Source organism: Streptomyces phaeochromogenes (assembly GCF_001418655.1).
Classification (GTDB): domain Bacteria; phylum Actinomycetota; class Actinomycetes; order Streptomycetales; family Streptomycetaceae; genus Streptomyces; species Streptomyces phaeochromogenes.
Map to the genome: position 1 here is coordinate 1 of NZ_LIQZ01000159.1, position 24,037 is coordinate 24,037.

General features: G+C 69.4%; 18 protein-coding genes. 11 read left to right on the forward strand and 7 right to left on the reverse strand.

Annotation, left to right across the window (positions count from 1 at the left end):
• Positions 1-1,127, forward strand: a 1,127-nt coding sequence (locus AOK17_RS21470) for an amino acid deaminase (protein WP_055614147.1), incomplete at its 5' end; no start/stop codon positions are given.
• A gap of 9 nt (positions 1,128-1,136) precedes the next feature.
• Complete coding sequence (locus AOK17_RS21475) at positions 1,137-2,762, forward strand: N-acyl-D-amino-acid deacylase family protein (protein WP_206190798.1); 1,626 nt, start codon at positions 1,137-1,139, stop codon at positions 2,760-2,762.
• 15 nt (positions 2,763-2,777) lie between these two features.
• Here AOK17_RS21475 and AOK17_RS21480 read toward each other — a convergent pair whose 3' ends face one another.
• Entirely contained in the window at positions 2,778-3,689 is a 912-nt protein-coding gene (locus tag AOK17_RS21480; protein ID WP_055614148.1) for a S1 family peptidase, read from the reverse strand.
• Between the two features lie 329 nt (positions 3,690-4,018).
• Positions 4,019-4,753 carry a hypothetical protein gene (locus tag AOK17_RS21485; protein ID WP_157881368.1) on the reverse strand — a complete coding sequence of 245 codons (735 nt, stop codon included), beginning with the start codon at positions 4,751-4,753 and terminating at the stop codon, positions 4,019-4,021.
• 126 nt (positions 4,754-4,879) lie between these two features.
• On the opposite strand from AOK17_RS21485, the gene AOK17_RS21490 reads away from it, so the two are divergent.
• From AOK17_RS21490 to AOK17_RS21515, 6 genes are all read left to right on the forward strand, one after another.
• Positions 4,880-6,091: a pyridoxal phosphate-dependent aminotransferase gene (locus AOK17_RS21490; RefSeq protein ID WP_055614150.1), complete on the forward strand. Its 1,212-nt coding sequence runs from the start codon at positions 4,880-4,882 to the stop codon at positions 6,089-6,091.
• A gap of 113 nt (positions 6,092-6,204) precedes the next feature.
• Complete coding sequence (locus tag AOK17_RS21495; RefSeq protein WP_055614151.1) at positions 6,205-6,633, forward strand: SCO4983 family protein; 429 nt, start codon at positions 6,205-6,207, stop codon at positions 6,631-6,633.
• Between the two features lie 360 nt (positions 6,634-6,993).
• Positions 6,994-8,070, forward strand: coding sequence for a substrate-binding domain-containing protein (locus AOK17_RS21500; RefSeq protein WP_055614152.1), 1,077 nt, complete (start codon positions 6,994-6,996; stop codon positions 8,068-8,070).
• Positions 8,071-8,082: 12 nt separating this feature from the next.
• The gene (locus AOK17_RS21505; RefSeq protein WP_055614153.1) at positions 8,083-9,258 is read left to right on the forward strand and encodes a toxic anion resistance protein; all 1,176 of its coding nucleotides are present in this window, start codon (positions 8,083-8,085) and stop codon (positions 9,256-9,258) included.
• Complete coding sequence (locus AOK17_RS21510) at positions 9,255-10,871, forward strand: substrate-binding and vWA domain-containing protein (RefSeq protein WP_079053192.1); 1,617 nt, start codon at positions 9,255-9,257, stop codon at positions 10,869-10,871. Before AOK17_RS21505 ends, AOK17_RS21510 begins: the two co-directional genes overlap by 4 nt.
• On the forward strand, positions 10,858-11,466 hold the full coding sequence (locus AOK17_RS21515; RefSeq protein ID WP_055614155.1) for a hypothetical protein: 609 nt from the start codon (positions 10,858-10,860) through the stop codon (positions 11,464-11,466). The genes AOK17_RS21510 and AOK17_RS21515 overlap by 14 nt, the downstream gene beginning before the upstream one ends.
• A gap of 276 nt (positions 11,467-11,742) precedes the next feature.
• On the opposite strand, the gene AOK17_RS21520 is transcribed toward AOK17_RS21515, so the two are convergent.
• Positions 11,743-13,575 carry a phosphoenolpyruvate carboxykinase (GTP) gene (locus tag AOK17_RS21520; protein ID WP_055614156.1) on the reverse strand — a complete coding sequence of 611 codons (1,833 nt, stop codon included), beginning with the start codon at positions 13,573-13,575 and terminating at the stop codon, positions 11,743-11,745.
• Between the two features lie 383 nt (positions 13,576-13,958).
• On the opposite strand from AOK17_RS21520, the gene trhA reads away from it, so the two are divergent.
• The 3 genes from trhA (at position 13,959) to AOK17_RS21535 (ending at position 17,031) form a co-directional block, all read left to right on the forward strand.
• Positions 13,959-14,672, forward strand: a complete 714-nt coding sequence (trhA, locus tag AOK17_RS21525; protein WP_055614194.1) for a PAQR family membrane homeostasis protein TrhA — start codon at positions 13,959-13,961, stop codon at positions 14,670-14,672.
• 146 nt (positions 14,673-14,818) lie between these two features.
• On the forward strand, positions 14,819-16,396 hold the full coding sequence (locus AOK17_RS21530; protein ID WP_055614157.1) for a DHA2 family efflux MFS transporter permease subunit: 1,578 nt from the start codon (positions 14,819-14,821) through the stop codon (positions 16,394-16,396).
• A gap of 5 nt (positions 16,397-16,401) precedes the next feature.
• Complete coding sequence (locus tag AOK17_RS21535; RefSeq protein ID WP_466739363.1) at positions 16,402-17,031, forward strand: TetR/AcrR family transcriptional regulator; 630 nt, start codon at positions 16,402-16,404, stop codon at positions 17,029-17,031.
• A gap of 96 nt (positions 17,032-17,127) precedes the next feature.
• On the opposite strand, the gene AOK17_RS21540 is transcribed toward AOK17_RS21535, so the two are convergent.
• The 4 genes from AOK17_RS21540 to AOK17_RS21555 are packed head-to-tail and all read right to left on the reverse strand — an operon-like array spanning position 17,128 to position 23,859.
• Complete coding sequence (locus AOK17_RS21540) at positions 17,128-19,596, reverse strand: galactose oxidase family protein (protein ID WP_055614195.1); 2,469 nt, start codon at positions 19,594-19,596, stop codon at positions 17,128-17,130.
• Positions 19,596-20,831: a glycosyltransferase gene (locus AOK17_RS21545; protein ID WP_079053193.1), complete on the reverse strand. Its 1,236-nt coding sequence runs from the start codon at positions 20,829-20,831 to the stop codon at positions 19,596-19,598. The genes AOK17_RS21540 and AOK17_RS21545 overlap by 1 nt, the downstream gene beginning before the upstream one ends.
• Positions 20,828-22,537: an ArnT family glycosyltransferase gene (locus AOK17_RS21550; protein WP_079053194.1), complete on the reverse strand. Its 1,710-nt coding sequence runs from the start codon at positions 22,535-22,537 to the stop codon at positions 20,828-20,830. The genes AOK17_RS21545 and AOK17_RS21550 overlap by 4 nt, the downstream gene beginning before the upstream one ends.
• Positions 22,534-23,859: a glycosyltransferase gene (locus AOK17_RS21555; RefSeq protein ID WP_055614159.1), complete on the reverse strand. Its 1,326-nt coding sequence runs from the start codon at positions 23,857-23,859 to the stop codon at positions 22,534-22,536. The genes AOK17_RS21550 and AOK17_RS21555 overlap by 4 nt, the downstream gene beginning before the upstream one ends.
• Positions 23,860-24,037 lie beyond the last annotated feature (178 nt).

Sequence of the window (24,037 nt, forward strand, 5' to 3'; positions counted from 1 at the left end):
CTCCGGTGCTCGCCCTGTCCGCCGAGCGGCTCGATCACAATCTGCGGCTCATGGAGACGTACTCGGTCCGGCATGGGCTCACCTTCGCCCCGCACGGCAAGACCTCCATGGCTCCCCAGCTTTTTCAGCGGCAGATCGAGCATGGGGCCTGGGGGATCACGCTGGCCGTGCCTCATCAGGTGCGGGTCGCGCGGGCGTTCGGGGTCCAGCGGGTCTTCCTGGCGAATGAAGTGGTGGACGCCGCCGCTCTGAAGTGGGTTTCCTCCCAGCTCGACGCCGATCCCGAGTTTCGTTTCGTCTGTTATGTCGACTCCGTGCGCGGGGTGGAGTTGATGGACTCCGCGTTGCGGGGTGCTGTTCGGCCCGTGGACGTCGTTGTCGAGCTGGCTGCCGGTGAGGGCGCCCGGACCGGGGTGCGGACGGAGGCCGAGTGCGCCGCCGTCGCGGATGCCGTCGCCGGTGTGGACACCCTGCGGCTGGTGGGTGTCGCGGGGTACGAGGGTGAGGTGCCGGACGCCGATTCGGAGCGGGTGCGCGGGTGGCTTCGGCGGCTGGTCGCGCTCGCCGTCGACTTCGACAAGGACGGTCGCTTCGACGGGCTCGAAGAGATCGTGGTCAGTGCGGGCGGCAGCGCCTGGTTCGATGCCGTTGCCGATGTCTTTGCCGGGATTCCTGAACTCTCCGTGCCTGTACTGAAGTTGCTGCGGTCCGGTGCCTACGTCTCGCACGACGACGGGCACTACCGGAAGATCACTCCGTTCAACCGGGTTCCCGAGGAGGGTGCCCTCCAGCCCGCGTTCCGGCTCTGGGCCCAGGTCGTTTCCCGTCCGTCGGCCGAGCAGGCCTTCGCCAACGCGGGCAAGCGCGATGCCGCCTACGACCTTGATCTGCCCGAGGTGCAGGTGGTGCGCTCGGATGCGGGTGAGCGGCCGGCCGACGGTGTCACGGTCACCGGGCTGTCCGACCAGCACGCCTGGATTCGTACGGACGAAGGCGTCGAACTTCATGTCGGCGACTGGGTGGGGATGGGGCTCTCCCACCCCTGTACCTCCTTCGACAAGTGGGAGCTGATTCCGGTGGTGGAGCAGGACGGCACGGTCGTCGACTACATCCGCACCTACTTCTAGGAGCCCGCCATGATGGACCTCGTAGTGCGTGACGTGGAGGTTGTCGACGGGAGCGGAGGCCCCTCCTACCGGGCCGACGTGGGGATCGAGGGCGGCCGGATCACGGCCGTCGTCCAGGAGGCCGCTGCTGCCGGGTGCCTGCGGCCCGTCGCCCGTCGGGTCCTGGACGCCGAGGGGCTCGTCCTCTCCCCCGGCTTCATCGACATGCACGCCCACAGCGATCTGGCCCTGCTGCGGGACCCCGACCACAGCGCGAAGGTCGCGCAGGGCGTGACGCTGGAGGTCATCGGGCAGGACGGGCTGTCGTACGCGCCCGTCGACGACCGGACCCTCGCCGAGGTGCGCAGGGCCATCACCGGGTGGAACGGCAACGGGGACGACATCGACTTCACCTGGCGGTCCGTGGGCGAGTATCTGGACCGGCTGGATCATGGTTTCGACGGTGAGGGCATCGCAGTCAATGCCGCCTATCTGATTCCTCAGGGCTCGGTGCGGATGCTCGCCGTCGGCTGGGACGACCGCGCGGCGACGCCACGGGAACTGGACCGGATGCGGCAGTTGGTCGCCGAGGGGATGAGGGAGGGCGCGGTCGGCATGTCCTCCGGGCTCACCTACACCCCGGGCATGTACGCCAAGGACGCCGAACTCACCGAGCTGTGCCGGGTGGTGGCCGAGTACGGCGGCTACTACTGCCCGCACCATCGGTCGTACGGAGCCGGCGCCCTGGACGCGTACAGAGAGATGGTGGACCTTACGCGCGAGGCGGGCTGCTCCCTTCATCTGGCCCACGCCACCATGAACTTCGGTGTGAACAAGGGCAGGGGGCCCGAGCTGCTGGCGCTCGTCGATGACGCGCTGGCCGGTGGGGCCGACATCAGCCTCGACACCTATCCGTACACGCCCGGCTGTACGACTCTCGTGGCCATGCTGCCCAGTTGGGCGAGCGAGGGCGGGCCCGAGGCGATTCTCGCCCGGCTGAAGGACGACGGGACCGCCGAGCGGATCCGGCATCACATGGAGGTGGTGGGCGCGGACGGGTGCCATGGCGTTCCCATCGAGTGGGACACCATCGAGATCTCGGGGGTCGCCGATGCGGCGCTCGCGGAATATGTGGGCAGGACGGTTCAGGAGTCCGCCGACGCTCGTGGAGAGGCCCCCTGGACCACCGCGCGGCGGCTGCTCCTCGACGACGGGCTCGGCTCGACGATCCTCCAGCACGTCGGCCACGAGGAGAACGTGCAGGCGATCATGCGGCACCGCGTCCACACCGGCGGCTCGGACGGCATCCTGCGCGGCGACAAGCCGCACCCGCGCGCGTACGGCACGTTCCCGCAGTATCTCGGCCGGTACGTGCGGGAGTTGGGCGTTCTCGGTCTTGAGGAGTGCGTCGCCCATCTGACGTCGCGGCCCGCGGCCCGGCTGCGGCTGCCCGACCGGGGGCTGGTCCGTGAGGGGTACCGGGCGGATCTGGTGCTGTTCGATCCGGCCACGGTGGCGGCGGGGTCGACCTTCGAGAACCCTCGTACGCTGCCGACCGGCATCCCGTACGTCCTGATCGACGGGCGTTTCGTCGTGGAGGACGGGCGCCGGACGGATGTGCTCGCGGGGCGGGCGGTCCGCCGGACTGCTCCGTGACCGCCCGCCGCGGGATCACGGCTTGGGCAGGGTGCACCCGCTCGCGCTCAGGTCGAGCTTGTTGTCGACGCCGAAGCACGCCGGGATCTGGTAGGTCTCCTGGGCGTAGTTGATGCCCGCGCGGACGGTCACGTTGCCGCTCTCGTCGACCTCACAGGGGTTGTTGTCGGTGCAGCGACCGCCGTCCTCGTTGCCGGTGTTGTTGACGGCGACGACGTTGCCGGTGGCGTTGTCGACGACGGGCGAGCCCGAGGTGCCGCCGATGGTCTGGCAGGCCGAGGTGTAGCGGACCGAGTCCTTCCAGGTCCAGGCACCTTCCCTGAGGCGGTAGGCGAAGCCGTCGACGTTGCAGGCGTACGTCCGCTTCCAGTAGCCCGAGACGACCGTGATGGCGGTCCCGGCGACCGGGTGCGTGTCGTTCATCGTCAACGGGCTGATGTTGTACGAGCTCTTGATCTGCGCGTACGTGGTGGTGAGCTGGTACAGCGAGACGTCCGTGTCGGTCATCGTCGCGTACGCGATCTTGCTGGCGCGCAGGGTGGCGACCCGGGTGCCCGCGGCGTTGAGCAGGCCGAAGGTGCGGCTGGAGGCCTGGTCGACGATGACCTCACCGGCCGCGGGGAAGCCGGTCTCCAGACAGTGGCCGTTGGACATGACCATCGCCGGGTCGTTGTCCTCCGAGTCCGGGAAGCGGACGACGGAGCCCGAGCAGTTGCTGAGCGAGACGGTGCCGGCGAAGTTGACGGCCTGGACGGTCGGCGCGGTGATCCTGGACACGGCCGCCGTCGTGGAGGTGACGGCGTCTCTGACCACCGAGGTGGCGGTCTCCGTGTCAACGGCCGCAGGTTCGGGCGCCGCGACCGCGGGTGCCGCGCCCGCCCCGGCTATCACCAGGGCGAAGAGCGCGGCGCCGAGAGGCTTTCTCATGTGGGGGTCCCCTCATTGTGACTCGGGCGGCCGGAGAATTTCCGGCCGCCACATGTCTGTCATGCACATTGTGAAGTGAGAGGGGGGTGCGGGCAAGGAGCCGCTTCAGGCGCGGCGTTGGCGGATTCCCTCGCATTCCCGGACTGCTCCTGCCCATCCCCCCGGAACGGTGAACGTGAACGGGGTCGCCCCCCGGGAGCCGTGCGGCGGTCCGGCCGGCTCGGGTGCGGCCCGGCCGGTGCCGGGCAGGCCGACCTGCCGAGTCCGGCGGCCACGCGGCTCCTCGTCCGGCGGCTCCTCGTCCGGCGGCTGCTCGGGCCGGGTGACGGTTACTTGGGCCCTTTGGTGCCGCCCTGGCCGCGCCCAGGCTTGCCGTCGGAGTTGCCCGGGCCCCTCGGGCTCGTGCCGGCGGTGGGCGTGGAGGGGGCCGAAGAGGTGGTGGGGGACTTGGCCGAGGGGTTCTCGGTCCCGTCGCCCGCCGGGGCGAGGCTCGCCGAGCTGCTCGGGTCCCCTGCGCGAGACGGCTCCCCGCCGTCGGACGACCGTGCGGCGGGGGCTCCGCCCGAGGACTTGGCGTCCGTGGGCGACGCGGGATCCCCGGCCGTCGGGCTCGTGCGGTCCTCGTTGCCTCGCGCTCCGCCGTCCGACGGCCCGAAGGCGAACCCGGCCATCACGGCGGCCAGGGACACCGCGCCCACCGCCCCGGCGGCGACCGCCACACGCCGTGACGGCAAGGCTCCGGGCTTCCGCCGGGAGCGACGGCCGCCGGCCCGGTGGCCGTCACCCGGACGGCCGCCGCCGACCCGGCGGCGATCTTCCGCACCGGCTGCCACGGGCGGCAGCTCGCGGGTCTCGTCGTACGCGTTCTGCCAGCCGTGGGCAGTCGCCGGGTCGGCGTACTCGTCGTACGCCGGGGCCTCCTCGGCCTGCGGGTGGTACACGATCGGCGGGACCACGGACTCGTCGCCTTCCCGATGCGCACCATGGGTGTCCGGCGCGCCGGCCGCGTTGTTCGCGGCGTTCGCGCCGGACACCCCGTTTTCGTTCTCAGGTGGCCTCGACATGGCCGCGCATTGTAGGGACGGGAGAGGCCGACGGGACAGCTACCGACGATAACCACCCAAACCGCCGCGTCTCACGTGGTGGAAAACACGGCCCGAGGGGCGTTACCGGGCCGTAAGCTCACGGACATGCAGGTGATCCAGTCGACCAAGCTCGCCAACGTCTGTTACGAGATCCGGGGCCCGGTGCTCGAGGAGGCGATGCGGCTCGAAGCGGCTGGGCATCGCATTCTCAAGCTGAACACGGGGAACCCGGCCGCGTTCGGGTTCGAGTGTCCGCCCGAGATCCTGGAGGACATCCTCCGCAACGTCTCGTCGGCACACGGGTACGGCGACGCGAAGGGCCTGCTGGCGGCGCGCCGGGCCGTCGTCATGCACAACCAGACCCTCGGCATCGAGACCGACGTCGAGCACGTCTTCATCGGCAACGGCGTCTCCGAGCTCATCGTGATGGCGATGCAGGGGCTGCTGGACGACGGCGACGAGGTGCTCGTACCGGCGCCCGACTACCCCCTGTGGACCGCCGCCGTGTCGCTGTCCGGCGGTACGGCCGTGCACTACCGGTGCGACGAGCAGTCCGACTGGATGCCCGATCTGGCCGACGTGGAGCGGAAGGTCACCGACCGCACCAAGGCGATCGTGATCATCAACCCGAACAACCCGACGGGCGCGGTCTACGACGAGGCGATGCTGCGCGGGCTGACCGACATCGCCCGCCGCCACAACCTGCTGGTCTGCTCGGACGAGATCTACGACAAGATCCTGTACGACGAGGCCACGCACACACCGACCGCCAAGGTCGCCCCGGACCTGCTGACGCTCACCTTCAACGGCATGTCGAAGGCGTACCGGGTGGCCGGGTACCGGGTCGGGTGGATGTCGATCTCGGGGCCGCGGGCGCACGCCGACTCGTACATCGAGGGGCTGACCATCCTCGCGAACATGCGGCTGTGCGCGAACATGCCGGGGCAGCACGGTGTGGTCGCCGCGCTGAGCGGGCGGCAGACGATCAACGAGCTCGTGCTTCCCGGCGGGCGGCTGCGGGAGCAGCGGGACGTGGCGCACGCGCTGCTGACGCAGATTCCCGGCGTGACGTGCGTGAAGCCGAAGGGCGCGCTCTATCTCTTCCCGCGCCTCGATCCGAAGGTCTTCAAGATCAAGGACGACCGGCAGATGGTGCTGGACCTGCTGCGGACCGAGAAGATCATGGTGGTGCAGGGAACGGGCTTCAACTGGCCGGAGCCCGATCACTTCCGGGTCGTCACCCTGCCCACGGCCCGGGACCTGACGGACGCCGTGACCCGGATCGGAAACTTCCTGGACGGGTACGGCCAGCCCTGACGCCCAATCAGTCACGCTCCGTGGTCACCCGGCCCGCTTTTCCGAACCAGCTCAACTTTAGACGAAATCTAAGCTAGGATGGTTTCCTGTCAGAGCACAGGAGGCCATCTCCCATGTACGAACCGATCCGCACCAAGTCGGTCCACACGATGGCCGGCACCGCCGACTTTCCCCATCGGTCGCGCGAAGAGGAGCTGGACATCCAGCTCGCCGGTCACCTCGCGGCACTGCTGGCCGTGACCGACGAGCTGCGCGGGATCGAACCGTCCGCCGAGCTCAACGTCGCCGCCGAGCGGCTGACCGGGCAGATCGCGCGTCTTCGCGGGGGCCGTCCGCCGGTCCGCGCGTCGGTGACCGGTGCCGGTACCACCGTCGAGTCCGCCCAGGTCACGGCGCTCCATGAGCGGGCGCACGCCCTCGCGGGCCGCGCCCTCGTCGTCGCGGCGTCCCGCGCCGACACGGCTGCCGCGATCCTGGCCGCCGAGCGCATGGACGCGCACACGGCGGCCACCGAGGCCCGCCGCACACTCACCACCCACTGAGCGTCCGGGCTCGCGCCACCTGTTGGACTTCTCGACTCGCGCCACCTGTCGAGCGTCCGGGATCCTGCTGAGCGTCCGGGCTCGCGTCTCCCGTTGAGCCTCCGGCTCCCCCGATCGGCCCCGGCCCGCGTGCGCCCGCAGTGACGCGCGGGCCGGGTGCCATTGCGTTCCGCCGGGCGCCCGATGATGAACCTGCGGGTCGGTGGGGGTTGAGCGCACAGTTCCCCGCGCCCCCACGGGGCGCCCCTGGCCCGGCCCTAGCCGGATCGCGCCGCTCCGGTTGCGTACTGGGATGGGTCGGCCACTCCGTGTTCACCCGGAGCGCCGGGGAATGTTGGGTTCCGGGAGCAGGCTCCAGGTGTGAGACGAATAGTCGCCATCGTCCTGGCGGTGTTCCTGATCGGCGGAGTTGCAGCAGCCGTCGTCGCGGGCCGCGAAGAGCAGGACAAGAGCACGGCAACGAAGACCGTGCTGGGAGTGATCGGATCGGAGAAGGCGGAGTTCTTCGCCGATCCGGATGTGGTGAAGGCCCTCGCTGCCAAGGGCTACACCCTGAAGACGGAGACCTCCGGGTCCTGGGCCATGGAGGGACTCGACCTCAAGGGGTACGACTTCGCCTTCCCGTCCAGCCAGGCCCCCGCCGACGAACTGGCCGCGAAGTACGGCGTACGGCAGCCCCTGCCGCGCCCCTTCTACTCGCCCCTCGTGGTCGTGGCGCACCGAAGCGCCGCCGGGGTGCTGGCCGACAACGGGCTCGCGACCCTGCCGGCCAAGGGCAACGGCACGTTCAGGATGTCCGCCTACCTCAAGGCCGCCGGCGCCGACCGGACCTGGCAACAGCTCAAGGGGGCAGAGCGGCACGGTGAGTTGAGCGGCACGCTCTTCATCTCCACCACGGATCCGACCAGTTCGAACTCCGGCGCGCTCTACCTCGCCGCCGCCTCGTACGTCGCCGACGGCGGCCGGGTCGCCGACGGCACCGCGGCGGTGAACCGTACGGCACCGCTGATGCGCAAGCTGATCAGCGTCCAGGGCGCCCAGCAGACCAGTTCGGACGCGGCGTTCAGGGACTTCATCAGCGGCGTCGGCAACCCGCTCGTCCTCGTGTACGAGTCGCAGGTCGCCTCGCTGCTCGCGCAGGGCCAGGACGTCGGCGACCTGACCGTCCTCTACCCCGACACCACCGCGAACAGCGACCACACCGTCGTCCCCCTCACGGACGAGGGCCGGGCGCTCGGTGAACTCCTCGGCACGGACAAGGAGTTGCGGAAGCTCGCGGTACGGCACGGGTTCCGGCCGCAGGGCACCAGCGCCGAGTTCACGGCGGCCACCGCCGCCCACACCACGTATCTCAACCAGAAGCTGACCGGTGTCCGGCAGTCGCCCGTGCCCGCCTCCAAGGTGCTGCACGAGATGGCACGCCGGGCGCGGGGCTAGGGGGAACAGCAAGTGAGCGACACCGAAGACACCTTTGTCCTGACACCTCCGCAGGCCGTCGCGGCCGTACCGAAGGAGAAGGCCGGCGGACTCGTGCCGGTCGACGAGTCCGTCCGTACGGACATGGCGCGCAAGGCCGCCGAGTACGTCGACGGGCTAGCGGCGCTCGACGCCCGCTCCCCCGAGTTCGCGGGGAAGATCGGGGAGATCGTCGGCCTCGGCTCCGGTGAGATGCGCGGCGCCGCCGCCCAGTCGAACCGCATGCTGGAGCGCACGATCCGCAGCCTGCCCGCGAACGGCGAGGACGCCCAGTCCCGCGTCTCGTCCTCACTCGTCGAACTGCGGCGTACGGTCGAGGACCTGGACCCGCGCGACCTGCCCGGCGGCAAGGCCCGCAAGCTGCTGTCCCGGCTCCCCGGCGGCAACAGGCTCCGCGACCACGTCGCCAAGTACGCCTCCGCCCAGGGCACGTTGAACAAGATCGTCGGCTCGCTCCGCGGCGGTCAGGACGAACTGCGCCGCGACAACGCCGCGTTGCAGACCGAGCGTGTCCGCCTCTGGGACTCGATGGGCAAGCTCCAGGAGTACGTGGTCCTGACGGAGGCCCTGGACGCGGCGATCGAGGGCCACATCGCCGGCGTGGAGGCTCAGGACCCGGCCCAGGCGGACACCCTGCGCGCCGACGTCCTCTTCCCGGTCCGGCAGAAGCACCAGGACCTGCTCACCCAGCTCGCGGTGTGCGCCCAGGGTTATCTGGCGATGGACGTGGTCCGGCGCAACAACGACGAGCTGATCAAGGGCGTCGACCGCGCGGCCACCACGACCGTCTCCGCGCTGCGCATCTCTGTGATGCTCGCCTCCGCCCTCGACAACCAGCGCAAGGTCGTCGAGCAGGTCAACGCCCTGCGCGGCACGACCGAGGACCTCATCCGCGGCAACGCGGAGATGCTCGCCACGCAGTCCGGCGAGATCCAGCGCATCGCCGCCGACCCGGCCGTCGGCGCGGAGACCCTCCGCGCGGCCTTCCAGCAGATCTACCGGACCCTCGACACCATCGACACGTACAAGGCCCAGGCCACGGAGTCCATGGCGGCGACGGTGGAGTCCCTGACGGCTGAACTCCAGCACGCGAGCGCGTACTTGGACCGCAGCCGCTCGCGGGCGGCGCTGGACGGGGGTCTCGCATGAGAGGGGGCAACTTCGAGGCCCGCCGCTCGTCGTCTGTGGGCAGGCGTTCCGCAGGGCGGAACGGGTGGGCACGGACCACCCACGGAGCCGCAGCCGCCATCGCACTGGCATCGCTGACGGCAGGATGCACATCGGCAACGGAAAAGCCGGTCCCCTCCAACAAGCCGGAGCCCGGCACCCTCCGCATCCTCGCCTCCAGCGAACTCGCGGACATGAAGAGCGTGCTGGAGCAGATCCAGCAGGACACCGGCATCAAGGTCCGCCCCACCTACATGGGCACCCTCGACGCGGTGAACCTCCTGGGCAAGGACAAGGCGAAGGGCACGTACGACGCGATCTGGCTCTCCTCCAACGACTACCTACGCCTCAACCCCACCGCCGCGCAGCAGATCGTGTCGGAGACCCCGGTCATGTCCAGCCCGGTGGCCATCGGCGTCAAGAACGCCACGGTACGAAAGCTGAACTGGAAGCCGGAGAACGTCACCTGGGCGGACATCGAGAAGGCGGTGGCGGACGGCGACCTGACGTACGGCATGACCGACCCGTCCCGCTCCAACTCCGGTTTCTCCACCCTGGTTTCGGTGGCGTCGGGCCTGTCAGACGCCCAGTCCGCGCTGACGGACAAGGATGTACAGCAGGCGACCCCCAGGCTGGCGGAGTTCTTCAAGGGGCAGAAGCTGACGTCCGGTTCGTCGGGCTGGCTGGCGGAGGCGTACGACCGGCGCGGTGACGTCGACGCGCTGCTCAACTACGAGTCGGTGCTGAAGTCCCGGAAGGACCTGACGGTGATCCGCCCGCGCGACGGCGTGGTCACCGCCGACTACCCGCTCTCGTCCCTCACCTCCACGAGCCAGGCGGTCCGGGACGACGTCCGCCGCCTCACGGAGGCACTGCGCGCACCGGCAGCCCAGCGACTGATCACCGACAGCACGCTGCGCCGCCCGGTGGTCGCCTCGGTCCCACCGGCGACGGGCCTGGACACCACTCGCCGCCGCGAACTCCCCTTCCCAGGCAGCCGATCAGTGGCAGACGGCCTCCTGGACGCCTACGAAAACAAACTGCGCAGGCCCTCCCGGACCGTATACGTCCTGGACACCTCGGGCTCGATGGGGGAGGACGGCCGGCTCGACCGGCTGAAGAAGGCGCTCACCGATCTGACGGGCGACTTCCGCGACCGCGAGGAGGTGACGCTGATGCCGTTCGGCTCGGCGGTCAAGAGCGTACGGACGCATGTGGTGCGGCCCGAGAACCCGCGGTCGGGCCTCGACGGCATTCGCCGCGACACCGAGGCGCTCACCGCCGACGGGGACACCGCGATCTACACCTCGCTGGAGAAGGCGTACGAGCATCTGGGTGCCGACGACGACACGTTCACGTCGATCGTGCTGATGACGGACGGCGAGAACACGGCGGGGGCGAGCCCGGCGCAGTTCGACGGCTTCTACGGCGGTCTGCCGCAGGCCGAACGGGAGATCCCGGTCTTCCCGATCCTCTTCGGCGACTCCGACCGGGGCGAACTGGAACACATAGCCGAACTGACCGGCGGCCGGCTCTTCGACGCCCAGAAGGGTTCGCTCGACGGCGCCTTCGAGGAGATCCGTGGCTACCAATAGGCCCAGCAAGCTCCTCGGCTACCTGGAGTCCCGCAAGAACCTCACAGGCAGCGCGTGCGGGATCGTCGGCCTGGCGCTGACGTTCACGGGTGCGGCGGGCCCGTACTGGCCGGTGGTGGTCACGGGCCTGTACGGCGCGGGCGCACTACTGGCACCCCCGGAACGGCCCCCACTGCCGGACTTCCCGGACCCGTCCGCCCAACTGGACGAGCTGCGGGAGGACTACGGCAAGCTGCGCGCGTACCTCACGGACATCGAGCTCCCCCCGGCCGCAGCCGGCCACCTGACCGAACTGACGGACCTCCTGACGGCCCTACTGGACCCCGGCTGGGTCGCCGAGGTCCTCGCCCAGGACCCGGAGGGGGTTCACGCGCTGTCCCGGGCAGTACGGCAGGACATCCCGGAGGCGGTCGACACGTTCGTACGGACGCGGTGGTGGACGCGGTTGACACCGGGCGCGGAAGCGCCGGAACGGCATCTGGAGCGCCAGCTCTCCGTACTCCACGGCGAGGCCCAGTCCCTGGCAACAACCCTCCACGAAGCGGAAGCCCGCCGCCAGGAGTCCCACACCCGCTATTTGGAGGACCGCTCGTAGGGTCTTTTGACTCAGGGGCTCCGCCCCCGAACCCCCAAAAGACTGCGCAGTCCCCCGCGCCCCTATGGGTATTTAGGGGCGCGGGGAACTGCGCGGCCAGCAACAGCCGACCTCCACCCGACAACCCACCCCACGGGGCACGGGGTCTGGGGCGAAGCCCCAGGGGACGGGAATGGGGGCGGCGGGGGCGAAAAAATGCCACCGCGGCCGGCCCCAAACGACGTCGCAGGTCAGGGCAACTCGGAGCCGGCCGCGGAGTTCATACAACGATGGGCGTCAGCCCAGGCGCTTCACCAGGGCCCGGTACTCGTCCCACAGCTCCGTCGGTGTGTGGTCGCCGAAGGTGTTGAGGTGTTCGGGGACGAGCGCGGCCTCCTCGCGCCAGACCTCCTTGTCGACCGTGAGGAGGAAGTCGAGGTCGGAGTCGGAGAGTTCGAGGCCGTTCGTGTCGAGGGCCTCCTTCGTCGGGAGGATGCCGATCGGGGTCTCGACGCCCTCCGCCTTGCCGTCGAGGCGGTCCACGATCCACTTCAGGACGCGGCTGTTCTCACCGAAGCCGGGCCAGACGAACTTGCCCTCGTCGTTCTTGCGGAACCAGTTGACGTAGTAGATCTTCGGGAGCTTCGACTGGTCCTTGTCCTTGGCCACGTCCACCCAGTGGCCCATGTAGTCGCCCATGTTGTAGCCGCAGAACGGGAGCATCGCGAAGGGGTCGCGGCGCAGTTCGCCGACCTTGCCCTCGGCCGCCGCCGTCTTCTCGGAGGCCACGTTCGCGCCGAGGAACACGCCGTGGTTCCAGTCGAAGGACTCCGTCACCAGCGGGACCGCCGTGGCACGACGGCCGCCGAACAGGATCGCCGAGATCGGTACGCCCTTGGGGTCCTCCCACTCGGGCGCGATGATCGGGCACTGGGCGGCGGGAACGGTGAAGCGGGCGTTGGGGTGCGCGGCCGGGGTCCCCGACTCCGGGGTCCAGTCGTTGCCCTTCCAGTCCGTCAGGTGGGCCGGAGTCTCCTCCGTCATGCCCTCCCACCAGATGTCGTTGTCGTCGGTCAGCGCGACGTTCGTGAAGACGGAGTTGCCCCACAGCGTCTTCATCGCGTTGGCGTTGGTGTGCTCACCGGTGCCGGGGGCGACGCCGAAGAAGCCCGCCTCGGGGTTGATGGCGTAGAGGCGTCCGTCCTCGCCGAAGCGCATCCACGCGATGTCGTCGCCGATCGTCTCGACGGTCCAGCCGCCGACCGTCGGCTCCAGCATCGCGAGGTTGGTCTTGCCGCAGGCCGACGGGAAGGCCGCCGCCACGTACTTCGACTCGCCCTGCGGGGGCGTCAGTTTGAGGATCAGCATGTGCTCGGCGAGCCAGCCCTCGTCACGCGCCATCACGGACGCGATGCGCAGGGCGTAGCACTTCTTGCCGAGCAGCGCGTTGCCGCCGTACCCGGAGCCGTACGACCAGATCTCGCGGGTCTCCGGGAAGTGGGAGATGTACTTCGTGGAGTTGCACGGCCACGGCACGTCCGCCTCGCCCGCCTCCAGCGGCGCCCCGAGCGTGTGCACAGCACGCACGAAGAAACCGTCGGAGCCGAGCTCGTCCAGCACCGGCCGACCCATGCGCGTCATGGTGCGCATGGACACCGCGACGTACGCCGAGTCGGTGATCTCGACGCCGATCGCGGAGAGGTCGGAGCCGAGCGGGCCCATGCAGAACGGGACGACGTACATCGTCCGGCCCTTCATCGAGCCACGGAAGATGCCTCCCTCGCCCTGCTCGCCGCTGAAGATCTCCCGCATCTCCGCGGGCGCCTTCCAGTGGTTCGTCGGGCCCGCGTCCTGCTCCTTCTCGGAGCAGATGAACGTCCGGTCCTCCACCCGAGCGACATCGGTCGGGTCCGAGGCGGCGTAGTAGGAGTTGGGGCGCTTGATCGGGTCGAGCTTCTTGAAGGTGCCCTTGCGGACGAGCTCCTCGCTCAGTCGCTCGTATTCGGCCTCTGAGCCGTCACACCAGACCACGCTGTCCGGCTGCGTCAGTTCGGTGATCTCGTTGACCCACGAGATCAGTTCCTGGTGATTGGTGGGAACGGTTGAGGGAGCCGCGATGTCGCGCGCCACGATTGCTCCTAGATGAGGGTTTTGGTTGTTGATGCCCCGTGGGGGCTGCGACCCGGATGCTTCACGTGGTGACGCTTAGGCGCTCATCCGGTGCCGACCGCACTCATTTGATCATCCGACGGGTGCGCGCATATGTCCAGAGGGCCTCACACGTGAGCAGCGTGAGCATCACCACTTATTGCCGGTCATTTACCCGGTCATTCACTCAGGCCCTTCCCCGCCCACCGGCCACCCACCGGCCGCTCACCTCGTGCGCCGGTGGGATCCCGGCTCGCACGCCGGTGGAACCCCGCCCCGTACGCCGGTGAGACCATGGCCACTTGGCGCCCTTCACGCGGTCGGACTGATGCGTAACTTACGGTTCCGTAGGTACGATGCCCTTCATGACTGCGTCCGCCTCCGACGCGCCCAAGGACACGCCGGTCGCCGACCGCGTGGCCGAAGCGCTCTCCCTGCCGCACGAGATCAAGCCGAAGCTTCGCGGCTGGCTGCACGCCGGGATGTTCCCGGCCGTACTGGTCTCCGGCCTCGTCCTGACCGCACTCGCCGACTCGCCCCGCGCCCGTATCGCCTGCGGGATCTTCGCGCTCACGGCCTGCCTGCTTTTCGGCGTCAGCGCGATCTACCACCGGGGCACCTGGACGCCACGCATGGACGGCGTGCTGCGCAGACTCGACCACTCGAACATCTTCCTGATCATCGCGGGCTCGTACACGCCGCTGACGATGCTGCTGCTGCCCGAGGCCAAGGGGCAGTGGCTGCTGTGGGGCATCTGGGGCGCCGCGATCGCGGGCATCGCCTTCCGGGTGTTCTGGATCGGGGCCCCGCGCTGGCTCTACACCCCGTGCTACATCGCGATGGGCTGGGCGGCCGTCTTCTTCCTGCCCGACTTCATGCGGGCGGGCGGCATCGCCGTACTGGTCCTCGTGATCGTGGGCGGGCTCCTCTACAGCGCGGGCGGCGTGATCTACGCACTCAAGCGCCCCAACCCGTCACCGCGCTGGTTCGGCTTCCACGAGGTCTTCCACTCCCTCACGCTCGCGGCGTTCGCCACGCACTACATCGGCATCTCGATGGTGGCCTACCAGCACGGATAGTCCCCGGACCAGCAGAGACACCCCCGGACCGCCGCGGACATCCGCAGCCGGCACCCGACGAAAGGGCCCCACCGCATCGCGCGGTGGGGCCCTTTCGCGTGCTCACATATTGACAGAGACCACCTTTTGACAGTTACTCTCATTTCATGGTTACTGTCACTCCACACCCCGAGACTCACCTCGACCCCCGTCGCTGGTGGGCCCTCGGCGCCCTGGTCGCGAGCATGCTCGTACTCGGCTTCGACATGACGATCCTCAACGTGGCGCTGCCGACGATGGCCGGCGAGCTCGGCGCGAGCACCGGTGAGCAGCAGTGGATGGCGGACGCGTACGTCGTCGTCTTCGCGGCGCTGATGCTCCCGGCCGGGCTGCTCGGCGACCGGTTCGGACGGCGCCGGATGCTGATGGTCGGGCTCGGCGTCTTCCTCGCCGGTTCGCTGGTCGGCGCCCTGGCGGGCGATGTGACCTGGGTCGTCGTCGCCCGTGCGGTGATGGGCGTGGGCGGCGCGCTGGTGATGCCGCTCGCCCTGTCAGTCCTGCCCTCGCTCTTCCCGCCCACCGAGCGCACCAAGGCGGTCGGCATCATCTCGGCCGCGTCCGCGCTCGGCATGCCGCTCGGCCCGATCATCGGCGGCTGGCTGCTCGACCACTTCTGGTGGGGCTCGGTCTTCCTGATCAACGTCCCGATGGCCGCGATCGGCATCGCCGCCTGCCTCTTCCTGCTGCCGGAGACCCGCGACCCCGCCTCCCCCAAGGTCGACGCCGTCTCCACCGCGCTCACCGCGGCCGGGCTCGGCGCGCTGATCTACGCGATCATCGAGGCGCCGAACCGCGGCTGGGGCGACCCGCTCGTGCTCGCCCTGATCGCCGGGTCCGTCGCCCTGCTGGCCGCGCTCGTGCTGCGCGAGCGCCGGTCCGTACGCCCCATGCTCGACATGTCGCTGCTCGCGCACCGCGGCTTCCTGCTCAACGCGGTCGCGGCGACGCTCGTGATGTTCGTCCTGTCCGGCCTGATGTTCGTGCTCCCGCAGTATCTGCAGGCCGTCCTCGGCAACGACGCCCTCGGTACGGGCGTACGCATGCTGCCGATGATGGGCGGGCTGATGGTCGCGGCGAGGGCGGCCCAGCCGGTCGTCGAGCGGTTCGGTTCGCGTGGCGTGGTGAGCGCCGGTCTGGTGGTACTGGCCTTCGCCGCGCTCCTCGGCAGCCGTACGACGGTCGAGTCCGGGTACGGCTTCACCGCGCTGTGGCTGTCGATCGCGGGCCTGGGCTTCGGCTTCGCCGTCGTCCCGGCGATGGACGGGGCGCTCGCCACCCTCCCGGCCGCCCGGGCGGGCAGCGGCTCCGGGCTCCTCATGACGCTGCGGCAGGTCGGCGGGGCGATCGGTATCGCGCTGCTCGGCAGTCTGCTGGCGAGTGCGTTCCGGGACCGGCTCGATGTGGGCGGGCTGCCCGAGGGCGCGGCGGACACGGCCCGGGAGTCCGTGGTCGCGGCTCACATCGTGGGCGACCGCGCGGGCGCCGCCGACCTGGTGACCTCCGCGAATTCGGCGTACGTCCATGGCATGGGCCTCGTCCTGCTGGTGTGCGGGATCGCCTCGCTCGCGGCGGCGCTGCTCGCGGGGGCGTTCCTGCCCAACACCGAGTCGCGCGACGTCACGGGGTCCATGAAGGGGAAGCCGACCCCGGACATGGCCCCCGCCCCGGCCGATGGCCGACAATGACCCCCATGACGGCCGCACGTACCTCCATCCCCGCCGACCGCCCCCAGCTGGGACTTCGTGAGCGGAAGAAAATCAAGACACGGACGGCGATCCGTGACGCGACCTACCGGCTGATCGAGGAGCAGGGGTACGACGCCACGACGATCGAGCAGATCGCCGAGCTCGCCGAGGTGTCGCCGTCCACGGTCTTCCGTTACTTCCCGACCAAGGAGGACATCGTCCTCACGGACGAGTACGACCCGCTGCTGGAGGCGGAGCTGCGGGCACGGCCGGAGGACGAGCCGCCGATGGACTCCCTCCGGTACGTACTGGGGAAGGCCGTGGTTGTCGGGATGGCCGAGGACGCCGAGGTCACCCGGCTGCGGACCAGGCTGATGGCCGAGGTGCCCGCCGTGCGCTCGCGGATGATGGAGAGCATGTCGGTGACGAGTCACCTGCTCTGCCAGGTCATCGGCGAGCGCACCGGCCGGGGCCCCGACAGCTTCGAGGTACGCGTCTTCGCGATGTCCCTCATCGGCGGCCTGATGGAGGTGTCCCTCTACTGGGCCCAGCACGATCACGAGGACGACTTCGCCGAGCTCGTCGACCGCGCCCTGGACGTCCTGGAGCACGGGCTCACGCCCAGGGCCGAGTAGCCGACGGAACAAGGCGGTTGCCCCCGCCCCTGGAAAGGGGCGGGGGCAACCGCGTCTCACGAACTCGCTGACTCACTGACTCACGAAGAGCCGCGCTCAGCGCCTCCTCACATCACCCTTCCCGCACGCCACCCCGTCCTTGTCGCGGTCCAGACGCAGCGGATCGTCCTTGCCGTTGACCTTCAGACGGCCGTAGTCGTTCTCCTTCAGCCAGGCGCAGCGGGCCGCCGTCGTCTTCTTGACCTCGTCGGGGAAGACCGTCGGGACACAGACATTGACGGAGCCGTAGTGGCGGTCGCAGCCGGCAATGGTCGTGCTGACCTTGGCCGAGGCGCGCTTCTTGCCGGGCTTCTTGACCTTGCCCTCGAGGGAGTCCGCGAAGGAGTGCTCGTGCGCCGAGGGGGTGTCCTCGGCCGCCGCCGCCATGGCGGTCGGGCCCTGGAGGTGGACCCACTTCGCCACCGACGGCACGCCGTTGGCGTCGACCGCGAAGAGCATGTACCAGCCGGGCGGGGCCAGGTTGGGGTTGCTCGTCACGTTCAGGTCGACGTTGTTGCCGTCGACGGAGAGCGGCAGGTCCACGAAGCGCTGGTTCGGGTCGGACGAGTGCGTCACCGCGGCCGGGCGGATCAGCTCCGCCTTGGCGATGGGCCGGTCGACCGTGATGCGCTGCGTGTCGCCGTACGTCCACTCGTTGTCGATCACCGAAGTGATCGTCGGGCGGGCGCCCTTGAGGAGGTACGGCGGGGTGTAGATCGACACGTTGTGGTTCCAGGAACCGTTGCCCGGGTTGTCGCCGGTCGCCATCACCCGGCCGTCGGGGAGCAGGAACGCGGAGGAGTGGTAGCCGCGGGCCTCGGGGTCGGCGGCCACCGGGTCGAAGGTCTCCGACGCCGGGTCGAAGATCGACGACTCGTAGACCGGGTTGGCGCGGTTGTGCAGGGCGCCGCCGGTCTCCAGGACCTTCCCGTCGGGCAGCAGCACGGCGGAGACGTACATCTTGCCCTGGTTGCCGGTCTGCGGGATCTTGCCGTTGCCCAGGTCGACGGTGCCCTGCGGGAGCGGCGGTCCGGCGACGTACGCGGGGTTGGCGGACTTCAGGTCGATGATGTCGGTGAGCCGGTTCGCGTCGGGATTCGAGTCGATGTTGCCACCGCCGATGGTGAGGACCTTCTGGTCCTGGGCCGGAGGAAGCAGCACGCTCGCCGACTGGTCGCGCTCGTCCTTGCGCTGCAGGCCGGGCACCTCGGTGGTGGTGTTGGCGTCGTAGTCGTAGATCGCCGAACCGGTGCCGGGGATGTTGTTGCCGAAGGTGTGGCTGCCCGTGTAGAAGAGACGGCCGTCCTGCATCAGGACCATCGACGGGTACAGACCCCAGTACGACCAGGTCTGGTTGACCTGCCACAGCGGCAGCCACTTGTTCTCGGCGGCCGACCAGCGCTCGGCCGTCACGGACCCCGTGGAGTCCTCCTTCAGCCCGCCGAAGGAGATCACGTCACCGTTGCCGAGGATCGTCGCCGACGGGTACCAGTGCCCGTCGTTCATGTCGTTCGTCTTGCTGTACGTCTCGGTGACCGGGTCGAAGATGTACGAGTCCTTGTAACCCTGGTAGCCGATCGTGCCGTCGGCGGACGGGTAGCCCTTGTTGCCGCTCATCACGAGGACCCGGCCGTCCTGCAACTGCACATGCCCGGCGCAGAACATGTCCTTCGGCGTGGGGATCTGCTTGTACGTGCCGTTCACCGGGTCGTAGACCGCGCTGGTGAACGTGCCCGCGTTGAACATCTCCTCGCTGTTGCCGGAGCCCGCGATCAGCAGCACCTTGCCGTTGTTGAGGACGACGGAGTGCATGGAGCGGACCGGGTTCTGCGTGGGCAGCACGTCCCACTTGCCGTTGGCGCACTCCTCGGCCGTGCCCGTGCACACGGGGTCCGGGATCGGGTCGGCGACCTGGTCCATCGTGTAGTCGTCGGTCGTCGCCGAGCCGGTGCCGTAGACGGAGACGCCCCAGGTGATGCGGTCGGTGCCCGCGGGGACCTCGGGCGTACGGACCGTGGCCTCGGACCAACCGCCGCTGATCGGCAGGGTCTTGAGGTCGGTCCAGTACTGCCAGCCGGCGGTCGTGTCGTGCCGGAAGAGGGTGAGCGAGGTGTCCGGGGTCGTCGACTTGTACCAGAGCCCGAGGTCGTACTGCTTGCCGACGCTGACGACCGGCGCGCACTCGGCGGACTCGGTGATCAGCGCCTTGCGGTCGCCCTCGGTGCGGCGGGTCAGCTCGACCTTCATGGCCTTGGAGCCGGAGTGGGCGTCGGCCACGGTGGAGAAGGTGAAGTCGTTGTCGCCCCAGCCGGACTTCTCCCAGCAGTACGGCATGTCGGCCGTGCCCGCGGTCTCGAAGCCGGGGTTCTTCACGAGGTTGGCGGCCGAGGCGGGCTGCGGGGCGATGAGGAGCAGCCCCGAAGTGAGGGCGCCCACGGCCAGCAGGGCGGTACGGCGCTTGGGACGGCCGGGTCTTCTGAAATTCGAAGCGGGTCTGCTGGTCTTCCGAGCGGGTCTACTGAACATCAGCTGGATCTCCTTGCTGTGCGGCTCCCTGCGTGACGGCCGGTCTCGACAGCCGTCGTGTTTCCTGCGCGCCCTCCCTTCCGCGGCAGATAGACGAGGGCCTCCGTGCCCGCGAACCGCAGGACGAAGGTGGTCACCAGGGCGAGTGCGGTGGCGCCGAGGACGGACATCCCGAGCTGGCCCACGAACAGCGCGATGAGCGGGATGCGCAGCACCAGGTCGGCGTTGGCCAGCAGCGCGAACCGGCCCGAGCGGTCCCACCAGCGCCGGTGCTGCCGGCGGTCCCGGAAGCAGAGGTGCTCGATGAGCACGAAGTTCCAGGCGACGCCGAACTGGTTGGCGACGATCTCGGCGGGCAGGTAGTGCATCCCGACGGAGGTGAGGGCCCACAGCGCGGCGAGGTTCGGCAGGAACCCGGTCGCGCCGATCAGCCCGAACACCACCATGCGGGCGACCGGCGAGGCGGTACGCAGCCCGGCCAGGTGCCGCAGGAAGCGGATGCCCTCCTGCGCGGTCGACTTGGACTCGCCCGCGAACCGGTCCTGGAAGACGAACGGCACCTCGGTGACCTGGCGCGGGCGGGCGCGTACGGCCATTTCGAGGAGGATCTTGTAGCCGAGCGGCTTGAGGACGTCGGCGGTGACCGCGCTGCGGCGGATGGCGAAGAAGCCGCTCATCGGGTCGCTGATGCCGTGCAGGCGGCGCGGGAACAGTGTCTTCGTCAGCAAGGTCGCGCCGCGTGAGACGGCGATGCGGTAGCCGCCCGCGAGGCCCGCTCGGCTGCCGCCCTTGATGTAGCGGGAGGCGACGACGAGTCCGGCGTGCTCGCGCTCGCCCGCGGCCACCAACTCTGGTACCAGGGACGGGGGATGCTGGAGGTCGCCGTCCATGACGACGATCCAGTCGGAGCTGGCGGCCCGGATGCCCTCGACGACCGCGCCGCCGAGCCCGCCGACCGGTGCCTCGCGGTGCAGCACGGTCACCGGGTACGGGCAGTCCCGCGCGGCGTCCCGGATGACTTCGGGTGTGTCGTCGGTGGAGTCGTCCACGAAGACGACCTCGCAGGGCAGCCGCGAGGGCACCGACTCGGTGATCCGGCGCAGCAACTCCCGGATGTTCGCGGACTCGTTGAAGGTCGGCACGACGATGGTGACGGCGCCGGGTTCGGGAACGGTGGAGGTCTCGCGCAGGGCCGGGTCGTGCAACTCCCCCGGGACGGTGGACTCGTACGTCATCGGTCGCCTCCGGTGGTCGCCTCGTCGGCGGTGTCGGCCGTGCCCGTCGTGCTTGCCGTGCTTGCCGTGGAGCCGCCCCTGACCTGCCGGATCTCGATCCGGTCCGGGCCCTTGCCGAAGGTGGCGACGGGGGTCGAATGCCTCATCGCCTGCTTGACGTTGGGCAGGTCGGCCGCGTCGCGCCGCACGGTCGGGGAGGCGACGACGTAGTCGATGTCGCGCCAGCCGCCGGGCATCGTCTTGGTCACCGCGGGGTCGAGGTCGGCCTTGTAGAACCAGATGACGCCGAGTCCGGGCTCGTAACCGGCGTGCACGAGGTCGAGCCAGAGCGCGTCGTCGACGAGGACGCGGGTGTCCTCGGGGTGGTCGACCTCGGTGGCCAGCCACTTGGAGGCCGCCCGGTACGGGGCGTTGGCGTCGGCGGTGACGGCGGTGCGGTCGCCGTCGTACCAGCGGGGTACGACGTATGCCGCCGAGGCCGCGACGAGCAGTGCCGCGACCGCGTACCGGGCGCGGGTGACGAACTCCCTCTCGTCGGTGCTCCGCCATCTGCGCAGCACCCCGTGCGCGACGCTCGCGGCGCCTCCGGCGAGGACGAGCGCGAGGAAGGGCAGGGCCTGGATGACGTACATCGCGGGCAGGTAGCCGGTCGGGCGCAGGGCCACCAGCGCGAGGATGGCGACGGTGAACGCGGGTCCGGCCAGGGCCCGGGCGGTCACCGACCAGCGCCAGGTGACCAGGAGGAGCAGCGCGCCCGCGAGGCCGCCCAGCGGCAGCACGCGGTCGTAGTAGAGCCAGGACTGCAGGACGCCGTACGAGCCGGAGCCCTGGTCGAGGATGAATCCCGAACCGGGCCTGGTCAGCTGGTATTCGAGGCCGTCCCACAGCGAGACGTGCCCGCCGCCGGGGAAGAGCTCGCCCTTGAGGAGGGCGAAGAGCGGGTAGGACATGCCGATCAGCACGCAGGCCGTGATGGCGCCGGTGAGGGCGAACTTGCGGGTGTCCCGGTGGCTGTGGCGCCACATGGTGATCATCACCGCGGGCAGGACGAAGATCATCGTCTCTTTGGTGAGGACGGCCGCGGCGGCGGCGATGCCCGCTCCGAAGTGGTGCCAGAGGTGGCGGCTCGGGGAGGCGGCGAGGCAGAACGCGACCAGCGTCCACATCACCGCGATGTTGTCGAGGAAGATCTCCCGCTGGAGGACGACCGACAGCGGCGAGAGCCCGAAGAGCAGCATCGCGAGCCCGGCCGCCCAGCGGGGCAGCCACAGACGGCGGGCCACCACGTAGACGAGGACCGCGCTGATGGCGCTGACCAGGAGCATCACGATCCGCATCGAGCCGACCGTCATCGACTCGGGGCTGATCAGGGACGGTATCCAGGTCAGCAGGGCTATCTGTATCCAGCCGAGCGGCGGGTGGTCGTACCAGTAGGTGTAGTGGGCGAGCCCGTTGCCCTGCTGGACGGACCAGGCCTGGGCGAGGTAGGTGCCCTCGTCGTCGCTGAGCGCCGGGTAGTCGGCGATGTTCCAGCCCTGCACGGTCATGACGACCACGAGGAGTACGCCGCACAGGATCAGGTCGGCGCGCGAGGTGCGCAGTCGGGACGGGAGCGGGGTCGTTCGAGGGGTCGAACCGGTCTTGGGGACAGGTGTCCGCTGCGCGGGGACCTTTGGGGTGGTCACCGCGGGAAGGGTGGAGGTCACGCAGGAACGTCCTCTCGGGACCCGCGGGTCGCTACGGCCGCGGCTTCGGTTGCTTCAGTGGCTTCGAGGGCGCGGGCGGCCCCGACATCGGTGAGATGTGCGCCGACATGACTGGTCAACTCCCAGTCGTTGCGGCCCTGTTGCTCACGCCACACGGCACGGACGGCCGCTCCGGCGAGGAGCACCTGGTAGAAGGGGCCGCCGACGATGAGCTTGAGGTAGTGGACGAATCGGACGCGAAGCCCGTACTGCTTGCCGAAGTCGTGCAGTCCGACAAGCTCGAAGACGAAGGTGACGAAGGCGGTGACGGCCGGCAGGAAGGTGATGAAGGCGATGCCGACCGGGACGTCGAGGAAGAGCGCCACGGCCACGTTGAGCGGGATGATCACGCCGGAGATCGCCTGGAGATACGGCGTCATCAGCGTGTAGCGGGCGAGCAGCCGCTGGCCGAAGCCGGGCAGCTGCTTCCAGTCCTTCTTCCGGTAGACCTGAAGGAAGCCCTGGTTCCAGCGGGTGCGCTGCTTGAGCAGCGACATCAGGCTGCCGGGGGTCTCCTCCTTGGTCACCATGTCGGAGTCGTACGCGACGACGACCTTCTTGCCGATGCTGGAGAGCCGCACGCCCAGGTCGCAGTCCTCGGCGAGGCAGTCGGGGTCCCAGCCGTCGGCGGCCCGCAGGACGTCCGTGCGGACGAACACGGTGTTGCCGCCGAGCGGAATGAAACCTTTCTGCGCGTGCAGGTGAAGCCGCGAGCGGAACCAGAAGAAGTACTCCAGGCAGTTGCGCAGGCTGTACCAGCTGGAGTTGAAGTTGATCAGCTGGACGCCGCCCTGGACGACGTCGGCGTCGGTCGACCGGAAGGCGTGGTCGACGTGCGCGAGCAGCTCCGGGTGGACCTGGTCCTCGGCGTCGAAGACTCCGACGACGTCACCGCGACAGTGCGGCAACGCCGTGTTCATGGCCCTCGGCTTGTTCTTCTTCTCGTGGGTGTCGACGACGACGCGTACGCGCGGGTCGCGCTCCGCGGCCTCGCAGGCCACCTCGGTGGTCTCCGGGTCGTCGTGGCCGACGATCACGATGATCTCGAAGTCGGTGTGGCTGGATTCCAGCAGTCTCTGGATGGTGTGGTCGAGCACCGCCTGCTCGTGTCTCGCCGGCAACAGCAGCGAGAACGACAGGTGTTCACCCCCGTCAGGACTGCTGAACCGGGTGGACGCGAGCACTTCGGGCGTACGCCACGCGTGCATCTGCCACCACAAAGTGAAGGCAGCCATCCCGAAAAGGGCAAGCGAAACGGCAGCAATGAGCACAGACGTAAGCAACAGATCCCCCCAGGATCCCCATAACCCCCTGTCACGACAGCGAGTCACTCCTGTCGTGTCCGGGACAGAGACTATGGGGGTTCTGTGAAGTCCGGGAACTGTTCTGATAAATAACGTGTTTCGGAATGGTCGGTCGACTTGTGGGGCGTACCCGAACACATGCGCACATTAACCCCCG

Coding starts and splice junctions, on each gene's coding strand:
- AOK17_RS21475 (WP_206190798.1), top strand. CDS start 1,137: ATGATGGACCTCGTAGTGCGTGACGTGGAGGTTGTCGACGGGAGCGGA.
- AOK17_RS21535 (WP_466739363.1), top strand. CDS start 16,402: ATGACGGCCGCACGTACCTCCATCCCCGCCGACCGCCCCCAGCTGGGA.
- trhA (WP_055614194.1), top strand. CDS start 13,959: ATGACTGCGTCCGCCTCCGACGCGCCCAAGGACACGCCGGTCGCCGAC.
- AOK17_RS21540 (WP_055614195.1), bottom strand. CDS start 19,596: ATGTTCAGTAGACCCGCTCGGAAGACCAGCAGACCCGCTTCGAATTTC.
- AOK17_RS21530 (WP_055614157.1), top strand. CDS start 14,819: ATGGTTACTGTCACTCCACACCCCGAGACTCACCTCGACCCCCGTCGC.
- AOK17_RS21510 (WP_079053192.1), top strand. CDS start 9,255: ATGAGAGGGGGCAACTTCGAGGCCCGCCGCTCGTCGTCTGTGGGCAGG.
- AOK17_RS21545 (WP_079053193.1), bottom strand. CDS start 20,831: ATGACGTACGAGTCCACCGTCCCGGGGGAGTTGCACGACCCGGCCCTG.
- AOK17_RS21495 (WP_055614151.1), top strand. CDS start 6,205: ATGTACGAACCGATCCGCACCAAGTCGGTCCACACGATGGCCGGCACC.
- AOK17_RS21490 (WP_055614150.1), top strand. CDS start 4,880: ATGCAGGTGATCCAGTCGACCAAGCTCGCCAACGTCTGTTACGAGATC.
- AOK17_RS21485 (WP_157881368.1), bottom strand. CDS start 4,753: ATGTCGAGGCCACCTGAGAACGAAAACGGGGTGTCCGGCGCGAACGCC.
- AOK17_RS21480 (WP_055614148.1), bottom strand. CDS start 3,689: ATGAGAAAGCCTCTCGGCGCCGCGCTCTTCGCCCTGGTGATAGCCGGG.